Source organism: Streptomyces sp. NPDC029041 (assembly GCF_040637515.1).
Classification (GTDB): Bacteria; Actinomycetota; Actinomycetes; order Streptomycetales; family Streptomycetaceae; genus Streptomyces.
This window is the reverse complement of record NZ_JBEZWO010000003.1, coordinates 491,159-507,191: the sequence shown is the minus strand read 5'-3', so window position 1 is coordinate 507,191 and position 16,033 is coordinate 491,159. Positions and strand designations below refer to the sequence as shown.

Below are 16,033 nucleotides of genomic sequence, written 5' to 3'. Positions count from 1 at the left end.
GAGTGAAGCGGCTCCCTTCCATACGCAGGGCGTCCCACGGGTGTTCAGAGGTCCCGGAAATTGATGCGAGATTCGTGCGGACCGCGCGTCATCAACAGCCCCTTGCGCACCGGCAGTTGTTGATCCCCCACCGGGGGTGAAGACGCCGGTCCGGTTTCACCGGCCGTGGTCGAGATACGCCAGAACCGCCAGCACGCGGCGGTTGTCGTCGTCCGAGACCTCCAGCCCCAGTTTGGCGAAGATGTTGGCGGTGTGCTTGGCGATCGCCCGTTCCGTCACGACCAGCTTCCCGGCGATCGCCGCGTTGGACCGGCCCTGCGCCATCAGCTCCAGCACCTCCCGCTCCCGGGGCGTCAGCCGCGCCAGCGGCCGGTCCTCGCCCGAACGCCGCGCCAGCAGCTGCTGGATGACCTGCGGATCCATCGCCGTACCCCCGGCGGCGACCCGCCGTACCGCGTCCACGAACTGGTCGGCGTCGAACACCCGGTCCTTCAGCAGATAACCGACCCCGCCGGTGCCGTCGGCGAGCAGCTCGCGCGCGTACAGCTGCTCCACGTGCTGGGAGAGCACCAGCACCGGCAGGCCGGGCCGCTTCCTGCGGGCGTCGAGCGCGCACTGCAGGCCCTCGTCGGTCTGGGTGGGCGGCAGGCGCACGTCGACGACGGCGACGTCCGGGTCCAGCTCGGCCAGCGCGGCGGCCAGTTCGGGCCCGGTCCCGACGGCCGCCGCGATCTCGAAGCCGTGCGCCTGCAGCAGCCGGACGAGTCCGTCGCGCAGCAGGAAGAGGTCTTCGGCCAGGACTACGCGCAAGGGATCTCCACGGTGACCATGGTGGGGCCGCCCGCGGGGCTGCTGACGGCCAGGACGCCGTCGAATGTACCCAGCCGCCGCTCGACCCCGGCCAGCCCCGAACCGGCCCCGGTCACCGCACCGCCCTTGCCGTTGTCCGTGACGGTCGCCCGCAGCATGCCGTCCGCCCGGTGCAGGTCCACCCAGATCCGGTCGCCGCCCGAGTGCTTCACGGCGTTGGTGAGCAGCTCGCTCACGGCGAAGTACGCGGCCGACTCCACCGGCGCCTCCGCCCGCCCGGGCAGATCCACGCTCACCTCGGTGGCCACCGGCAGCCGCAGCGCCAGTGCCCGCACGGCGTCGCCCAGGCCGCGTTCGGCGAGGACCGGCGGATGGATGCCGCGCACCAGCTCGCGCAGCTCGGCCAGGGCCTCCACCGAGGAGGCGCGAGTCCGCGCGATCAGCTTCTTCGCCTGGTCCGGGTCCTTGTCGAGGAGCGCCTCGATGGTGCCCAGGTCCATGCCGACGGCGACCAGCCTGGCCTGCGCCCCGTCGTGCAGGTCCCGCTCGATGCGCCGCAGTTCGGCGGCGGAGGTGTCGACGGCGTCGCGCCGCGTCTCGGTCAGCACCCGCACCCGCTCGGCCAGTTCCCTCTGGCTGCCGCCGAGCACGGCCCGGGTGAGCCGGAAGTGGACGCCCAGCAGACGGGGGGTCCAGAAGTGCGCGAGGAACAGCAGCACCAGGGCCAGGGCCGCCGCACCGAACGCGGACGCCTGCCCGGTGACCGGTACGAACCCGTACCAGTAGCCGTCGGGGAAGACCCGCCACAGCCCGAGCGCGAGCGCGAACCCCTCCAGCGGATAGAGCAGCAGCACCGCCGGCAGCAGCGCGGTGACGAACCCGGCGGTCATGTCGACCGGCAGCCACCGCAGGTCCCGCCAGGTCGCCGGGTCGCGCAGCATCCCGAAGGTGCGCGCCCAGGGGTTGGCGTCCTGCGGCAGCGGCCGGTACGCCGGGGGGATGCGCACCCCGCCCCACTCCGCCGCGAGCACCCGCCGCGCGTTCGCGAACGCCCGTACCCCCTCCAGCACGTACGGCGTGGTGACGATCCCGACCCCGACCGGGATGAGTGCGATCGACACCAGGGACAGGCAGAAGCACAGCACCGCCCCCGGCAGTGAGACGAGGGCCAGCGCGAGCCCCCGCACCGCGGCGAGCCCGATGCCCCGCCCTGTCGTCCGCCCGGTGCCGTTCTTCGTGTCCGTTGTCATGGCGTCAGTCTCGCCGGGCGGACGTGCCCGGTCACGGGGCCGGGCACCCGGCCCGGGGGTGGTGCTACGTACACCCCGGCGGCGAACACGCGGTGTTCACGCGCGGGTTCCGGACGCGAGGACCTTCGCCTCCACCTCCGGGTCGAGGCCCGAGCGCGGCCGGTCCGGGCGCTGGGGTGCCACGCCCCCGACGCCTTGGAGCCACCGCCAGGTGTCCGCCACCGTCTCCTCGACCGGCCGGCAGACCAGCCCGGCCCCGACCGCCCGGGAGACCTCCGCGCTGTGCAGGGCCTCGTACAGGTCGCTGCCCGGCGGCACCCATACCGGCAGCTCGGTCCACGGCTCGATGCCCGCCTCCAGGATCACCGCGGGCTCGGTCCAACGCAGTTCGGCCACGCCGCCGGTGACCCGCACGCAGGCGTCGAGCAGCGCGCCCATGGTGGTGTGCCCCTGCGGACTGACCAGGTTGTACGGTCCGCTCAGCTCCTGCTCGGCCGCGAGCAGGATCCACTCGGCAAGGTCACGGACGTCCACGTACTGCAGGGGCAGCTCACGCGGGCCCGGCGCCAGCACCGGACCGCCGCGCGCCGTGCGGCCCAGCCACCAGGGCAACCGGCCGATGTTCTCGTACGGGCCGAGGATCAGCCCGGCCCGCACGAGCACCGACCGGTCCACGCCGAAGGCGTCCAGCACGGCCAGTTCACCGCCCCGCTTGTCCCGCGGGTAGTCGGTCTGCTCCGCGTCGGCCGACGCCCCCTCCACCAACGGCGCGTCCTCGTCGAACCTGGCCGGCCGGACCCACGCGTACACCGAGCAGCTCGACACGTACACGTACCGGCCGGCGCGGCCCCGCAGCAGCCGCGCCGTGTCCAGCACCGCGCGGGGCGCCGCCGACCAGGTGTCCACGACGACGTCCCACTCGCCCGGGTCGTCGGCCAGGGCGGCCAGGCCGCCGGGCGCGGTGCGGTCACCGAGCAGCGACCGCGCGCCCGGCGGGGCCTCGTGCCGCCCCCGGTGGAAGACGGTCACGTCCCAGCCCCGCTCCAGCGCCGCCTCCACGACGGCCCGCCCCACGAACTCCGTACCGCCCAGCATCAGAAGCCTCATGCCGCTGACTCTGCCCGGTCGGGCGAGGGGCCGGAACGGGGATCTGCTGTCAGCAGACGGAGTGCCCCTGGCCGCCCGCGGGTGTCAGTGTCCCGTCGGCGGCACGTACTTGTAGCCCACGCGGCGCACCGTGCGGATCGTGTCGCGGTGCTCCACGCCCAGCTTGCGGCGCAGGCGGGCGATGTGGACGTCGACCGTGCGGCCGTCGCCGACATGTCCGTAGCCCCACACCGTGCCGACCAGCTGGTCGCGGGTGTGCACCCGGCCCGGGTGCGCGACCAGGTGTGCCAGCAGCTCGAACTCCAGGTAGGTGAGGTCGAGCGGCTGTCCGGCCACCCGGGCGGTGCGCTGCACGGTGTCGACCCGGATCACCGGCTCGACGGCCGGCTCGGCGACGGGCTGCCGGCCGTCGGCCTGCGGCAGGTCGGGGACCGCCACCGGGAACGGCGGCTGCTGGTCGGCCGGGACGAGCACCAGGTAGCCGATCATCGGCGGCTGCCCCGGCAGGGTGGGCAGGGTGTGCTGCGGGGCCGGGAGCCAGGTGGCACCGGGCGGCAGCAGGTCCGCGACCGTGACCACCTCGTCCCGGTCGACGGCACGCAGCCGGTGCCGGGGGCCGTGCGGCGCGGGGGTGGTGAGAGGGGCGGCGGTGGACAGGGAACGAGTGGTCGCCATGAGAGGTCAGCTCTTTCGCGCGAGGAGTTCGTCGGGGAGGTCGACGGCCGCGATGCGTGGTCGGGCTCGCCGAGGGACGTACGCGGTGCGCGCTGGCCGAAGGCCGGGGTGTACGGCTTTAGAGGGCCGGCGCGTTCATCGCGCGGCAACACACCCGGTCGAAGTCGTGGTCCTGGCGGGAAGGCCAGAAGGGCTCGAGGTCATGACGACCCGTCGCGACGCACTTCCGGTAGCTGGCCATGACCCCATTGAAGCAGAGCTGATCCCGCATCGGGACCCTTCTCTCACTGCTTGGACACCCGCGCACCGTCAGGGGGCGCGAGGGACTGCGCGACGAGCCACGGAGTCGCGGCAGACGAATGGGACAACCGGGTGCCCCGTCAGGGGCGCGGGGAACTGCGCGACGAGCCACGGAGTCGCGGCAGACGAATGGGACAACCGCGCACCGTCAGGGGCGCGGGGAACTGCGCGACAAGCCACGACGGCGCGGCAGACGAACGGGGGCGCCCACCGCGAACGGTGAGCGCCCCTGCGCGGAACAACGGGCCGGGTCAGACCTGGCCGGCCTTCTCCAGCGCCGAGCAGCAGGTGTCGACGAGCAGACGCGTCACCACGTACGGGTCGACGTTGGCGTTCGGGCGGCGGTCCTCGATGTAGCCCTTGCCGTCCTTCTCGACCTGCCAGGGGATACGAACCGAGGCGCCGCGGTTGGAGACGCCGTAGGAGTACTCGTTCCACGGGGCGGTCTCGTGCAGGCCGGTGAGGCGGTCGTCGATGCCGGCGCCGTAGTTCTTGACGTGGTCGAGCGGCTTGGAGCCCTCGCCGAGCGACTCGGCGGCGGTGATGATCGCGTCGTAGCTCTCGCGCATCGCCTTGGTGGAGAAGTTGGTGTGCGCACCGGCGCCGTTCCAGTCGCCCTTGACCGGCTTGGGGTCGAGGGTGGCGGCGACGTCGAAGTCCTCGGCGGTGCGGTAGAGCAGCCAGCGGGCCACCCACAGGTGGTCGGAGACCTCCAGCGGGGAGACCGGACCGACCTGGAACTCCCACTGGCCGGGCATGACCTCGGCGTTGATGCCGGAGATCGCCAGACCGGCCTTCAGGCAGTTGTCCAGGTGCGCCTCGACGACGTCACGGCCGAAGATCTCGTCCGCGCCGACACCGCAGTAGTAGCCGCCCTGCGGGGCCGGGAAGCCGCCCTTGGGGAAGCCGAGCGGGTAGCCGTCCTTGAAGAACGTGTACTCCTGCTCGATGCCGAAGATCGGCTCCTGCGCCGCGAACTTCTCCGCGACCTCGGCCAGCGCCGCACGGGTGTTGCTGGCGTGGGGGGTGAGGTCGATGTTCAGGACCTCGCACAGCACCAGGATGTCGTCGCCGCCGCGGATCGGGTCGGGGCAGGAGAAGACCGGCTTGAGGACGCAGTCCGAGGAGTGGCCCTCGGCCTGGTTGGTCGACGACCCGTCGAAGCCCCAGATCGGCAGCGCGTCGAGACCGGCGGGAGAACCCGTGATGATCTTGGTCTTGGAACGCAGTTTGGCCGTCGGCTCGGTGCCGTCGATCCAGATGTACTCAGCCTTGAAGGTCACGGGCCACATCCTCGGGTGTGTCTGGGCGCGTATCGCGGGTGCGTGCGGCGCAGCGGCACCGGTGCGCCGCGTCTGCTGCCCGGCAGCCTGACAACAGGCGATTTCCCGTCCATTGCTCTCATGTGAACCCCGTGTTACCTGGGCATGCTGTGCCGCACTTCACGCCGTGAGGGTGTTTCACGGGTGCGGCGCCGGTCACCGGCTCCCCTCCGTCAAGCCGGTGACCGGTGTCGCACGGCCCGCACGCGCCGGTCCTGCCGCCCCCGGCCGGGAGCGGCAGGACCGGTGACACGTACGAGGGGGCGGCCGAGGGGGTGGCCGCCGCCTCATCGACTCACTCGGCCGTAGAGCCTCACCCCACCTTCTCGATCAGGGCCCGGCGGATCAGGAACTTGCCGGGCTCACGGACCTGTTCGAAGGCCGCGTTGTTGAGCAGCGCACAGCTGCCGGAGACCGAAGTGACCTCCACCGTCGTGGACTTGTCGTTGTCCAGGTTGGTGACCTTCAGCTTCGTGCCGGCCGGGAACTGGTTGCTGGACGCGGCGGGCGCACCGCCCTCGCCGGAGAGCGTGACCGTGGAGCCGTTGCACACCTGCTGCCCGGAGGCGGCGGCACCGCCCCCGGCGTCGCCCGCGGGGGCGGACTCGGCGGGCTGCGACGGCTCGGCCGAGGCCGCGGGCGGCTGGGCCGCGTCGGCGGGCTGCGACGGCTGCGCGGTCTGGGAGTCCTGAGCCGACTCCCCGACGGCGCACCCCGACGCCTCCTGCTTCCGCTTGATCTCCGCGACGACCGCCTCGCGGTTGGCGATCCGCGCCTCGGACTGCGCGTCCGGGTTGGCCCGCTGGTCCGCGATGAACTTCTGGTTGTTGCCGAGGGCGGTGGCGAGGCCCAGGCAGACCGTCGACTCCGACGCCGACTTGGGGGTCGGCGGCGCCGCGTTCGACGTGCTGGCCATGACGAAGGCCCCGCCTCCCGCCACCGTCGCCGCGCTCACCAGCAGTGCGATCTTCTTCTTCGGACCGAGAGTTCTCCTACGCGACATGCGCGCCTCCTGAAGAGGTAGGGGAGCGTACGCCGCTATGTACGAGATACCGAACGAGGTTACTCAGCGGTCACAGGAGTCATTCAAGTGACCTGCGCCACACAAGGCATGATGGCTGGTCAGCGTGACAGCGCGTCCCGGACGGCCTCGTCGGTGCGGCCGACCACCGCCGTTCCGTCGTCCGCGGTGATGATCGGGCGCTGGATCAGCTTCGGGTGCTCGGCGAGGGCGGTGATCCAGCGCTCGCGCGAGGCGGCGTCCCGCGGCCACTCCTTGAGTCCGAGCTCCTTGACATCGGCCTCCTGGGTGCGCGTGATGTCCCAGGGCTCGAGGCCGAGACGCTCGAGCACGCCCCGGATCTCGTCCTCGCTCGGCACGTCCTCCAGGTAACGGCGGACGGTGTAGTCGGCGCCCTCGGCGTCGAGCAGCGTCAGGGCGCTGCGGCACTTCGAACACGCGGGGTTGATCCAGATCTCCATGTGCACACGGTACGCGCCGACCGGCTTGTTCGAATTTCTGACGCCTCTCGCGCACCTCGCGGACCTGCCGTGACACAGTCCCAATTCCCATTCCCACCAGCGCATTTACCGGTCTCGGCGGACTCCCCGTTGTCAGTGTCGGGCGGTAAACTGTAAGCAGTGTTCGAGGGTGGCGCCGGGGATGCCGACGTCTTCGGTGAGCCGCCCGATCGCGACAGGAGGATGCCTGTGCCCGCTGCCGCCCTGAAGTCGAAGCCGCTGCCCACCCAGTCCACCGTGAAGCGCCCCGTCCTGCTCGACCTGCCGTACGCACCCGTGGAGAAGCGGCCGCTGCCGCCGGGCCGGCCGCGCCAGTGGTACGTGACGCACAACCGCCGTCTCAAGGCGATGCGCCTGGCCATCGCCCTGCTCGACTCGGGCGTCCACATGCCGAACCAGGCCCGCAACGAGACGATCCGCGACACGGCGGAACTGATCGGCGTCCACCCGCCGTCGGACACGACGTGCCACATGGTGCGGGCGTTCATGCGGTACACCCGCTGACCCACTCCCGTTCCGAGCGCCGGGCACCCCGAACGGAGGGGCGCCCGGCGCTCGTTCATGCCGGGCGGCCGGGGGCTGTGAACACCGGCGGGTTCAGGCGGGCGAAACCCTCCTGGCGCTCGTAGGGGAAGTAGGGATACGGCGCCGGACGGTGGCTCGCCGCGTCGAGCCGGGCCACCTGCTCGGCGGTGAGGCTCCAGCCGACGGCGCCGAGGTTCTGGCGCAACTGCCGCTCGTCTCGTGCGCCGATGAGGACGGAGGACACGGTCGGTCTCCGCAGCAGCCAGTTGAGGGCGATCTGCGGCACCGCCCTGCCGGTCTCCTCGCCGATCTCACCCAGGGCGTCGACCACGCCGTAGAGGTGCTCGTCGGAGACGGGCGGGCCGTAGTCGGCGGTGCTGTGCAGACGGCTGCCGGACGGGAGTGGTGAGCCGCGGCGGACCTTGCCGGTGAGCCGCCCCCAGCCGAGCGGGCTCCAGATGATGGCGCCGAGCCCTTGGTCGAGGGCGAGCGGCATCAGTTCCCACTCGTAGTCGCGCCCGATCAGGGAGTAGTACACCTGGTGCGCCACATAGCGCGGACGGCCCTGCCGCTCGGCGGCCGCGAGGGACTTCATCACCTGCCAGCCGGAGAAGTTGGAGACGCCGGTGTAGCGCACCTTGCCCGCCTGGACCAGTAAGTCGAGCGTGGCCAGTACCTCTTCGACCGGCGTCCCGGCGTCGAAGGCGTGCAGTTGGAAGAGGTCGATGTGGTCCGTGCCGAGCCTGCGCAGGGCGTCCTCGCAGGCGCGGATCAGCCGGGAGCGGGAGGAGCCCGCGTCGCCCGGCCCGTCACCCGTCGGCAGACTCGTCTTGGTGGAGACGATCACCCGGTCACGCCGGCCCTTGAGGGCTTTTCCGAGCACTTCCTCGGAGGCGCCGGCGGAGTAGACGTCGGCGGTGTCGAACATCGTGATCCCGGCGTCCAGGCAGATGTCCACCAGGCGGCGCGCCTCCTGGGCATCGGTCGTGCCCCAGGCGCCGAAGAGCGGGCCCCGGCCGCCGAAGGTTCCTGCCCCGAAGCTCAGCGCCGGGACCATGAGCCCGGACGCGCCCAATCGCCTGTACTCCATGTCGGGACCCTTTCGTCGGTGACCTGTTCTTAATGGGTCTGTGGTTCCGTTAGTAGTCACTAAGGTAACAGGGTGAGACCGCTAATGGAACAGGAGTACCGTTATGGCTGACGGGGGCGAGCCGGGGACCGTACGGCCCGGCGGGCGCACGGCGCGGGTGCGCGAGGCCGTGCTGCGAGCGGCCGAGGACGCCCTGACCGAGCAGGGCTTCACCGGCCTGGACCTGACAGACATCGCTCGCCGTGCCGGTGTGGGCAAGACGACCGTCTACCGCCGCTGGGGAACGGTGGCCGGGCTGGTCGCCGACCTCCTCCAGGACATGGCCGAGCAGTCCGCACCGCGCACCGAGACCGGCTCGCTGCTCGGCGACCTGACGGCCAACGCCCGGCTCGTGCAGCGCACGCTGACGGACCCACGGCAGGGGCCGCTGTTCAAGGCGCTGATCGCCGCCGCGGCCGGCGACGCGAGGACGGCCGCGGCACTGCACCGCTTCTACGACGTCCGCGTCAGGGAATGGGCTCCCTGCGTCCGGCAGGCCGTCGACCGGGGCGAGGTGCCCGAGGGCACCGACGCGCACGAGGTGGTCCGCGCGGTCTCCGCCCCGCTCTACTACCACCTGCTCATCAGCGGCGGACGGCTCGAGGAGGCCACGGCCGTACGCGCAGCCGAGGCAGCGGCGGCGGCGGCGCGAGCGGGGGTGTACGCACCGGACGCGGGCAGGAAGCCCTGACGGACGGACCGGCTCGACCTGCCCGCGCACCTTCGGGTGGTCAGCGCTGGGTGAGCTCCCTCTCCAGCGGCGTGCGGAAACGGGGGGTGATGCGGGCCGTGCCCAGCCAGGCGGCCAGCCGCTGGGCCTCGGTGCCGATCGCCGCACGGGCGTCCCGGCCGACGCCCTCCTCGTCGAGGATCCGCCAGACGATCTCCCCGTCCGGCCGCTGCGCCCAGCCGCCGACCACCCGTCCGTTCCACCACACCGTCGGCCCGACGTTGCCGCTGCCGTCGAACAGCCGGGGCCGCAGCCCAGGGGCGAGGTACCAGTCGCGCTGCTGCCACCCCATCGCCGTCGGGTCGAGGCCGGGCAGCAGCGCGGCCCAGGGCTCCCCGGGCGCGGGAACCGGGTCGGCGTCGCCCGCGGCCACGTACCCCGTGCCCTCGTCCAGCGCCACCGCCTCCGCCCCGATCGCGGCCAGGGCCCTGCGGACCTCCGTCACACGCCACCCCGTCCACCACTTCAGGTCGGTCTCGGTCGCCGGGCCGCACGCGGCGAGCCACCGCCTCAGCAGCTCGGCCTGCGCCCCGGCCGTGTCCAGCTCGGGATGCTCGGGTGCGACCGCCCAGCGGAATCGGCTCGACGTCCAAGAACCGAGCGGCCGGCCACGCACGACCTTCCCCTCCACGCCCAGCACCCTCAGCAGCCGCGTCGAGACCGTGTGCAGCCCCTCGTAGCTCTTCCCGGCCGCGTACACGAACTGCTCCCGCAGGCGCGGCTCGTCCTCGGCGAGTTCGGCGGCCGTCGCCTGCCCGCGCCGGGCGAGCGCCGCCAGCGTCGACTCCTCGACCTCCTTCAGCCAGGCCGCGTCCGGCGCACCGGCCGCCGCCATGTCCTTGAGCAGCGATGCCCTCTCCCGGGCGGCGACGGCCAGCCCCGTCGAGGCGTGCACGACGGCGGTCAGCTCGCGGGGGAACACGAAGACCGTGTGCCGCATGCCGTGCATCCGCACCAGACGACAGTCCTCGTACAGCGCCCGCTCCGTCTCCTCCACCGTCCTAACGGGGCCGGCGAGCCGCGCGCCCACCGCGAGGTACACCGTCGCCGGGTCGGTGCCGTGCAGTGCGACCAGGGAACCGGCGACCTCCTCGGGCGTCCGCGCCCGCGCCCGCCCGGCCAGCCGCTGCCGCAGCGCGAGCCGGGCCCGCCGCTCCGCCACGCCGATGTACCGCTGCGCACCCATGACGGCCTCCGCTCGTCGTGTCCTTCCGCCCGACGGCATCATCGCGGACGACACTGACACCACCCCGCCGAACACCTCAGGCGTACCGCCCCAGCAGCCCCGCCACATACGCCTCCAGCCTCCCGCGCAGCACCTCCGGCGTCAGATCGGACCGCCCCAGCTCCCGCCACGGCCCCGCGAGCTTCGCCGCGTCGGGTACGTAGGCCAGCGCGTCGAGCAGCCGCCAGTACAGATGGTCCGGGCCGTCGGCCAGGCGCCGTCCGCCCCGTGCCTCGTAGCGCTCCCGGAAGACGAGGCCCCACTCCGGCCCGTGCAGCAGCGCTAGTGCCGTGGAACAGTGGGCGACGTCCAGGTCGGCCGGTCCCCACGAGGTCTCCACCCAGTCGACGACCCCGCTGATCCGCAGACCGGCCCCCGACCCCGTGAACAGCACGTTCCCGGGGTGGAAGTCCCGGTGCAGGAAGCAGCCGTCGTAGGGCGGGGGAGCGCCGCCGATGACGTCCACGGCCCGTTCCCACCCCGGTGGGACCGCCGCCGGCGAGGTCCACGCCTGGTACGTCCGCGGACGCTCCCGGGGCACGACCCGGTGGATCCGCGCCAGCTGAGCCGCGAGCAGGTCCACCCGGACGTCGAGGTCCTGCTCGTCGACCCGGACCCGGCCGGGCAGGACGGACATCAGCAGGGACGGATGGTCGCAGTGCTCGGCCGTCGCGTCGACGCCGATCAGCGCGGGGGCCGGTACGCCCTCCTGCTCCGCCAGCAGCGTGAGCATCTCCGCCTCGCGGGCCAGCAGTCCGGGCGCGTGCCGCCGGAAGAAGGGCTTCACGAAGGTCCGCAACGCCAGTTCGCTGCCGTCGTCGAGGGTGAGCCTCCGCATCTGGGCGCTCCAGCCACCGGTCAGAAAGGACAACTTGTCGACGGTACGGCCTTCGGGAAGCTGCTTGGCCACCCATCCGCGGGTCGCCGTCCAGCCCTGCTCACCGAGCCCGGTCAGCAGAGCGGTGACGATCTCGCGCCGGTCGTCGGGGTGATCGCGGAACCACGGGCCCAAGCGGTGCCCGGCGTCCGGGAGTTCCCGGTGGGTGAACTGCGCGCGACGGGCCAGCGCCTCGGAGACGGCCTCCGTCACGGCGGGCGGGATGACCTCGTCCGTGCCCGGCACGACCAGCACGGCCCGCCCCTCGTACACCGGCAGCACGTCGAGGGCGGGGGAGGAGCGCCAGCTCCCGGGGCGGCGGATGATCTCGCTGAACCGTCCGTCCCCCGCGCCGAACGGCACGTCCCACGCCTCGCCCGCGTACACGGCCGGTGCGCACAGCCCCAGGGCCGCGACCCGGTCACCGTAGTGCCGCACGAGGTCCGCCACCGTCTGGCCGCTCATGCTGAACCCGACCAGGACCAGCGGCGCGTCCCCCCGCACGCGGGCGTCGACGACGGAGACGGCCTGCTCGAAACGGCGGCGCAGGCTCAGCTCACTCAGCAGGCCGGTGCTCTCCCCGTGCCCCGAGAAGTCGAAGGCGACGGCATGGCAGCCGTGGGCGGCGAACTCCGCCAGCCACGGCACCAGTCGCTCCTTGCTGCCGTTGCCCGCGCCGTGCAGCAGGACGACCGCCGCCCGGGCCTGCGCACCGTCGCCGGTGGACAGCCCCTCGAGCCGTTCGCCGCCGACGACGTGGGTGAAGGGGATCAGCTCGCTCATCCGGCCATTCACTCACGCGACCCACGGCCCGTGAGGGCTTTCACAATCCCGGTGCCCCCCACACCGGGAACCAGCGGCCCAGGTCCTGCTCGATGCGCAGATCGCCGGCGAGCGCCGCCCGCACCTGCAGTTCGAGTGCGTTGTCGCGCCGCTGCGTCCCGTCCGGCAGGGGTACGAAGGGATAGAAGGTACCGCGCTTGTAGAGGTAGACCAGCGCGAGCCGCCGGCCGGAGGAATCCTCGAACCCGGCCAGCGAGCACAGCAGTTGGGGCCCGAAGCCGTTGACCTCCATCTGGCTGTTCACGGCGTGCAGGTCGTTCACGAGGGCGGGGAGCCGGTCGGGGGCCCGGCGCGAGACCAGCCAGGAGTAGCCGTAGTCGTCCTGCCGCAGCTCCACCGGCGGTCCCTCGCGGTCGACGTCGGCGTCCAGCAGCGCCTGCACTTCACGGTGGGACTGCTCGAAGGCCGCGCCCTCGACCGAGGCGAAGCACACCGCGCCCCGCCCGGTCGGCCTGAAGCCCGCCGCCGCCTCCAGGGTCACGGCCGCCGACGGCAGCGCGAAGAGCCGGTCGAGATCCGGCACGACCGGTCTCGTCCGGCCGAGCAGGATGTCCAGCAGCCCCATCCGCCGATCACCCCCCTCCCGGTGCCGCCGCCTCGCCCAGCTCGGCCGAGATCCGGCCCAGCTGGTCGAGCCGCTGCTCCAGGCTCGGGTGGGTCGAGAAGAGCCGTGCGACACCGGGCTCACGGCCCAGCGCCGGGGTGAAGTAGAAGGCGTTGAAGGCCTGGGCCGTGCGCAGGTCCTTGGTCGGGATACGGGCGATGTCGCCGGTGACCTTGGTGAGCGCGGAGGCAAGGGCCGAGGGACGGCCGGTGAGCAGGGCGGCGGACCGGTCCGCCGCCAGCTCCCGGTACCGGGACAGGGCCCGGATCAACAGGAAGCTCAGCGCGTACACGGCGGCCGACACGCCCATCACCGCGGCGAAGACCGCCGCCGTGTTCTGGTCCCTCCTGCCGCCGCCGAACAGCTGCGAGTAGAAGGCGAACCGCACGAGCAGCCCGGCGATCACCCCGAGGAACGACGCGACCGTGATCACGGCGACGTCCTTGTGCGCCACGTGCGACAGCTCGTGGGCGAGGACGCCCTCCAGCTCGGCCGGCTCCAGCCGCCGCAGCAGCCCGGTCGTCACACACACCACCGCGTGATCGGGGTTCCGCCCGGTCGCGAACGCGTTCGGCATGTCCATCCCGGACACGGCGACCACCGGTTTGGGCATGTCGGCGACGGCACACAGCCGGTCCAGGACGCCGTGCAACTCGGGGTACTCGTCCCGCTCCACGACCCGCCCGCGCATGGCGTACAGCGCGATCCGATCGGAGAACCAGTACTGCGAGCCGAGCAGCGCCGCCGCGATCACCACGACGAGCACCCACGACTTCAGCAGCACGATCAACGCGGCGACGAACCCCACGTACAACAGTCCGAGCAGGAACAGCGTGATCCCCATCCGGGTGGTCAACCGCCGGTCGCTCCGGAAGCGGCTGTGCATCTGCCTCACCCCGCAGTCAGGCACTCGTCCCACCGCCAGTGTGCACCGGCCCCGCTCATGAACGGGTCGTGCACGTCCCCAGAGCGGGCAAAGGCGTCACGCGCCCGCGGCCACCGCGTAGCCCGGCACGGACGGCCACCGCACCGTCAGCACGACCGACTCCTCCTCGGCGACCCACGAGTGATCGACGCCGCGCCCCCACACGACGTAGTCCCCCTGCCGCTCCAGCAGCACACTGCGCCCGGGCAGCTCCACCCGGAACCGCCCGCTGATCAGCACGAGCAGCGCGGTACGCGCCTCACCCCGCACCCACCGCGCCCGCTCGTCACCCGGGGGATGCACACCCCACTTGATCTCCACGTCCTCGCTGTGCCGAGGATCCCCGGCGTCCTTGAAATGCCCGAGAATCCAGCCCCGGTCCAGGGCGGCGTCCCGGCCGGCGTTGCCCACGTACACGCTGTCACTCACGCTGCTGGACGCTAGCAGTCCGCCTCTGCTCCGCTCCCCAGCCTCTCGCCTCCGCCAGCCGGTGCGCGGCGGTACGGACGTGCCGGGGCCGCTCCGCCGCGAGACGTTCCCTCAGCCACGCCTCCGGCAGCAGAGCGGCACACGGCAACAGCGCGGCCGTGGCCTCTCGTACGACAGCGGGCGCGGGGTCGTCGAGCAGAGGCCGTAGCTCCTCGGCGTGCGTCACGTCCAGTGTGTGCAGACCCGCCACCGCCCGGGCCCGTACCGCCGACATCGGATGCCCGAGCAGCGGCCGCAGCAACCCGGCGTCGCCACGCTCCCCGCACTCCGCCAGCCCGATGACCGCGCCGGGCGGCAACGCCGGGTCCGTGGGCTCGGCGCACCGCTGCCGGTACCAGGGCAGCGGATCCTTCCCGTGCTGCCGTACGACATACCGCGCGCACGCCCGCACCAGGGCCGAGCGGTCGGCCAGGAACTCCCGGGCCCGCCCGGGCCGCCCCGCCCACCGCAGGGCCGTGACCCCGGCGGACCTGACGCGCGGATTGCGGGCGGCGAGCAGTGGTTCGAGCACGCCGTCGACATCGCCGCTCTCCCGCACGGCGGCCAAGGCGGCCTCGGCGCACAGACTCTGAACGACGACGTCGTCGTCCCAGGAGGCGGTACGGGCGAGCCGGTCCGGAGGAAGCAGCGACTCCTCGACGGCCAGCCGGTACGCGAACCGCCGTACGCCACGGTCCGGGTGGACGAGCAGGGACGCAATTGCTCCGTGCGGCGCCCGGCGGAGCATCCCGCCGAGCAGCTCCACGCCGAACGCGCCCCGGTCGCGACGGCCGACGCGCAGAATCAGCGGTGCGAGGGCGACGCCGGTGCGTACGTCGAGGGAGGCCCGCAGTAGTTCCCGGGCCCTGTCACGCACCGCCGCGGCCCAGTCCGCGGCGCGCACGACCACCAGGGGCAGCAAGGCGGGACGGTCAGCGACCCGGTGAAGGGCCGCCTCGCGGGTCCGGCCGTCCGGGTGGCAGAGCGCCATGGCGAGCCCGGACTCGATACAGGGGGCGGGCTCGGGACGCCACGCGGGCGATCGGAACACCCCACGCACGGTTCCGATCAGGCCCGCCGACCCGGTCACCCCGTCCAGCCCCTCCACCCACGCCTTGTCCGGCAGGGCCTCGATCCTGTACCAGGCCCATCGCCGCACGCCTGCGTCGAGAGCCGTCCAAGCAGCCGGGTCGGAGGCGTCGAGCACCTCGTCGAGGGACGCCCCTCGAGCCAGCCGCGCCGCTGCCGCTTCCCCGCTCCGCATGTCCTCGTCCATGCCCATCCCCCGTGCGACCGGCCGTTCGGGGGATCGTAAGGTCCCCGGACAGCGGCCGGCGCTCGCATTACCTGCGGGTGTCTAATACGGCGCCCGGAAGTTGACGTACCCCAGCAGCACGATCACCGCCGCGACGCAGCCCAGCACCACGGCGGTCGAGACCCAGGAGGAGCGGCGGCGGGAGCCGACGTGCTCCGGGTCGGCACGGAACGGCACCGGCCCGGGCGGGTCGTGCTTCCAGCGCGCGGCGAGCATGCGGGCCCGGGCGGAGGGCTCCTTGTGCTCGGCTCCGTCCGCCCATCTCAGGTCGAACTCGCGCTCCTGGTCGTCCTGTTCGTGCTCGGGCATTCCCATCCACCCCCGTGTGGTCCTCAGCCAAGAATAGAACAAACGCCCGCGTCCTCGGACGGCGCCGCATACTCGTTGCGGTCGGCGCACGTGGGACG

General features: G+C 72.7%; 17 protein-coding genes. 2 read left to right on the top strand and 15 right to left on the bottom strand.

Annotation, left to right across the window (positions count from 1 at the left end):
• Positions 1 to 156: 156 nt before the first annotated feature.
• From AB0F04_RS09560 to AB0F04_RS09530, 7 genes are all read right to left on the bottom strand, one after another.
• Positions 157 to 810 carry a response regulator transcription factor gene (locus AB0F04_RS09560; protein WP_053672018.1) on the bottom strand — a complete coding sequence of 218 codons (654 nt, stop codon included), beginning with the start codon at positions 808 to 810 and terminating at the stop codon, positions 157 to 159.
• Positions 801 to 2,060, bottom strand: coding sequence for a sensor histidine kinase (locus AB0F04_RS09555; protein WP_362039520.1), 1,260 nt, complete (start codon positions 2,058 to 2,060; stop codon positions 801 to 803). Before AB0F04_RS09555 ends, AB0F04_RS09560 begins: the two co-directional genes overlap by 10 nt.
• A gap of 96 nt (positions 2,061 to 2,156) precedes the next feature.
• On the bottom strand, positions 2,157 to 3,167 hold the full coding sequence (locus AB0F04_RS09550; RefSeq protein ID WP_362039519.1) for an SDR family oxidoreductase: 1,011 nt from the start codon (positions 3,165 to 3,167) through the stop codon (positions 2,157 to 2,159).
• Between the two features lie 84 nt (positions 3,168 to 3,251).
• Entirely contained in the window at positions 3,252 to 3,842 is a 591-nt protein-coding gene (locus tag AB0F04_RS09545) for a winged helix-turn-helix domain-containing protein (RefSeq protein ID WP_362039517.1), read from the bottom strand.
• 551 nt (positions 3,843 to 4,393) lie between these two features.
• Positions 4,394 to 5,425, bottom strand: coding sequence for a glutamine synthetase (gene glnII, locus AB0F04_RS09540; RefSeq protein WP_351647011.1), 1,032 nt, complete (start codon positions 5,423 to 5,425; stop codon positions 4,394 to 4,396).
• A 352-nt stretch (positions 5,426 to 5,777) separates the two neighbouring features.
• Positions 5,778 to 6,467, bottom strand: coding sequence for a hypothetical protein (locus AB0F04_RS09535; RefSeq protein WP_362039515.1), 690 nt, complete (start codon positions 6,465 to 6,467; stop codon positions 5,778 to 5,780).
• A gap of 119 nt (positions 6,468 to 6,586) precedes the next feature.
• A complete protein-coding gene (locus AB0F04_RS09530) occupies positions 6,587 to 6,946 on the bottom strand; it encodes an arsenate reductase family protein (protein WP_362039513.1) in 360 nt (119 codons plus the stop codon).
• Positions 6,947 to 7,174: 228 nt separating this feature from the next.
• On the opposite strand from AB0F04_RS09530, the gene AB0F04_RS09525 reads away from it, so the two are divergent.
• Positions 7,175 to 7,489: a hypothetical protein gene (locus AB0F04_RS09525; protein ID WP_362039511.1), complete on the top strand. Its 315-nt coding sequence runs from the start codon at positions 7,175 to 7,177 to the stop codon at positions 7,487 to 7,489.
• Between the two features lie 55 nt (positions 7,490 to 7,544).
• Here AB0F04_RS09525 and AB0F04_RS09520 read toward each other — a convergent pair whose 3' ends face one another.
• The gene (locus AB0F04_RS09520; protein WP_362039509.1) at positions 7,545 to 8,600 is read right to left on the bottom strand and encodes an aldo/keto reductase; all 1,056 of its coding nucleotides are present in this window, start codon (positions 8,598 to 8,600) and stop codon (positions 7,545 to 7,547) included.
• 103 nt (positions 8,601 to 8,703) lie between these two features.
• On the opposite strand from AB0F04_RS09520, the gene AB0F04_RS09515 reads away from it, so the two are divergent.
• A complete protein-coding gene (locus AB0F04_RS09515; RefSeq protein ID WP_362039507.1) occupies positions 8,704 to 9,330 on the top strand; it encodes a TetR/AcrR family transcriptional regulator in 627 nt (208 codons plus the stop codon).
• A gap of 40 nt (positions 9,331 to 9,370) precedes the next feature.
• Here the strand turns inward: AB0F04_RS09515 and AB0F04_RS09510 are convergent, their stop codons facing one another.
• From AB0F04_RS09510 to AB0F04_RS09480, 7 genes are all read right to left on the bottom strand, one after another.
• The gene (locus AB0F04_RS09510) at positions 9,371 to 10,555 is read right to left on the bottom strand and encodes a winged helix DNA-binding domain-containing protein (protein WP_362039506.1); all 1,185 of its coding nucleotides are present in this window, start codon (positions 10,553 to 10,555) and stop codon (positions 9,371 to 9,373) included.
• 76 nt (positions 10,556 to 10,631) lie between these two features.
• Entirely contained in the window at positions 10,632 to 12,254 is a 1,623-nt protein-coding gene (locus AB0F04_RS09505; protein ID WP_362039504.1) for an alpha/beta fold hydrolase, read from the bottom strand.
• A gap of 40 nt (positions 12,255 to 12,294) precedes the next feature.
• Positions 12,295 to 12,879 carry a hypothetical protein gene (locus AB0F04_RS09500; RefSeq protein WP_362039502.1) on the bottom strand — a complete coding sequence of 195 codons (585 nt, stop codon included), beginning with the start codon at positions 12,877 to 12,879 and terminating at the stop codon, positions 12,295 to 12,297.
• Positions 12,880 to 12,886: 7 nt separating this feature from the next.
• Positions 12,887 to 13,804 (bottom strand): zinc metalloprotease HtpX, encoded by a 918-nt coding sequence (gene htpX, locus AB0F04_RS09495; RefSeq protein WP_362039499.1) that lies wholly within the window; start codon positions 13,802 to 13,804, stop codon positions 12,887 to 12,889.
• Between the two features lie 96 nt (positions 13,805 to 13,900).
• Positions 13,901 to 14,272: a signal peptidase I gene (locus AB0F04_RS09490; RefSeq protein WP_362039497.1), complete on the bottom strand. Its 372-nt coding sequence runs from the start codon at positions 14,270 to 14,272 to the stop codon at positions 13,901 to 13,903.
• Positions 14,265 to 15,587: a hypothetical protein gene (locus AB0F04_RS09485; protein WP_362039495.1), complete on the bottom strand. Its 1,323-nt coding sequence runs from the start codon at positions 15,585 to 15,587 to the stop codon at positions 14,265 to 14,267. The genes AB0F04_RS09490 and AB0F04_RS09485 overlap by 8 nt, the downstream gene beginning before the upstream one ends.
• An 81-nt stretch (positions 15,588 to 15,668) precedes the next feature.
• Positions 15,669 to 15,935: a hypothetical protein gene (locus tag AB0F04_RS09480; RefSeq protein ID WP_362039494.1), complete on the bottom strand. Its 267-nt coding sequence runs from the start codon at positions 15,933 to 15,935 to the stop codon at positions 15,669 to 15,671.
• Positions 15,936 to 16,033 lie beyond the last annotated feature (98 nt).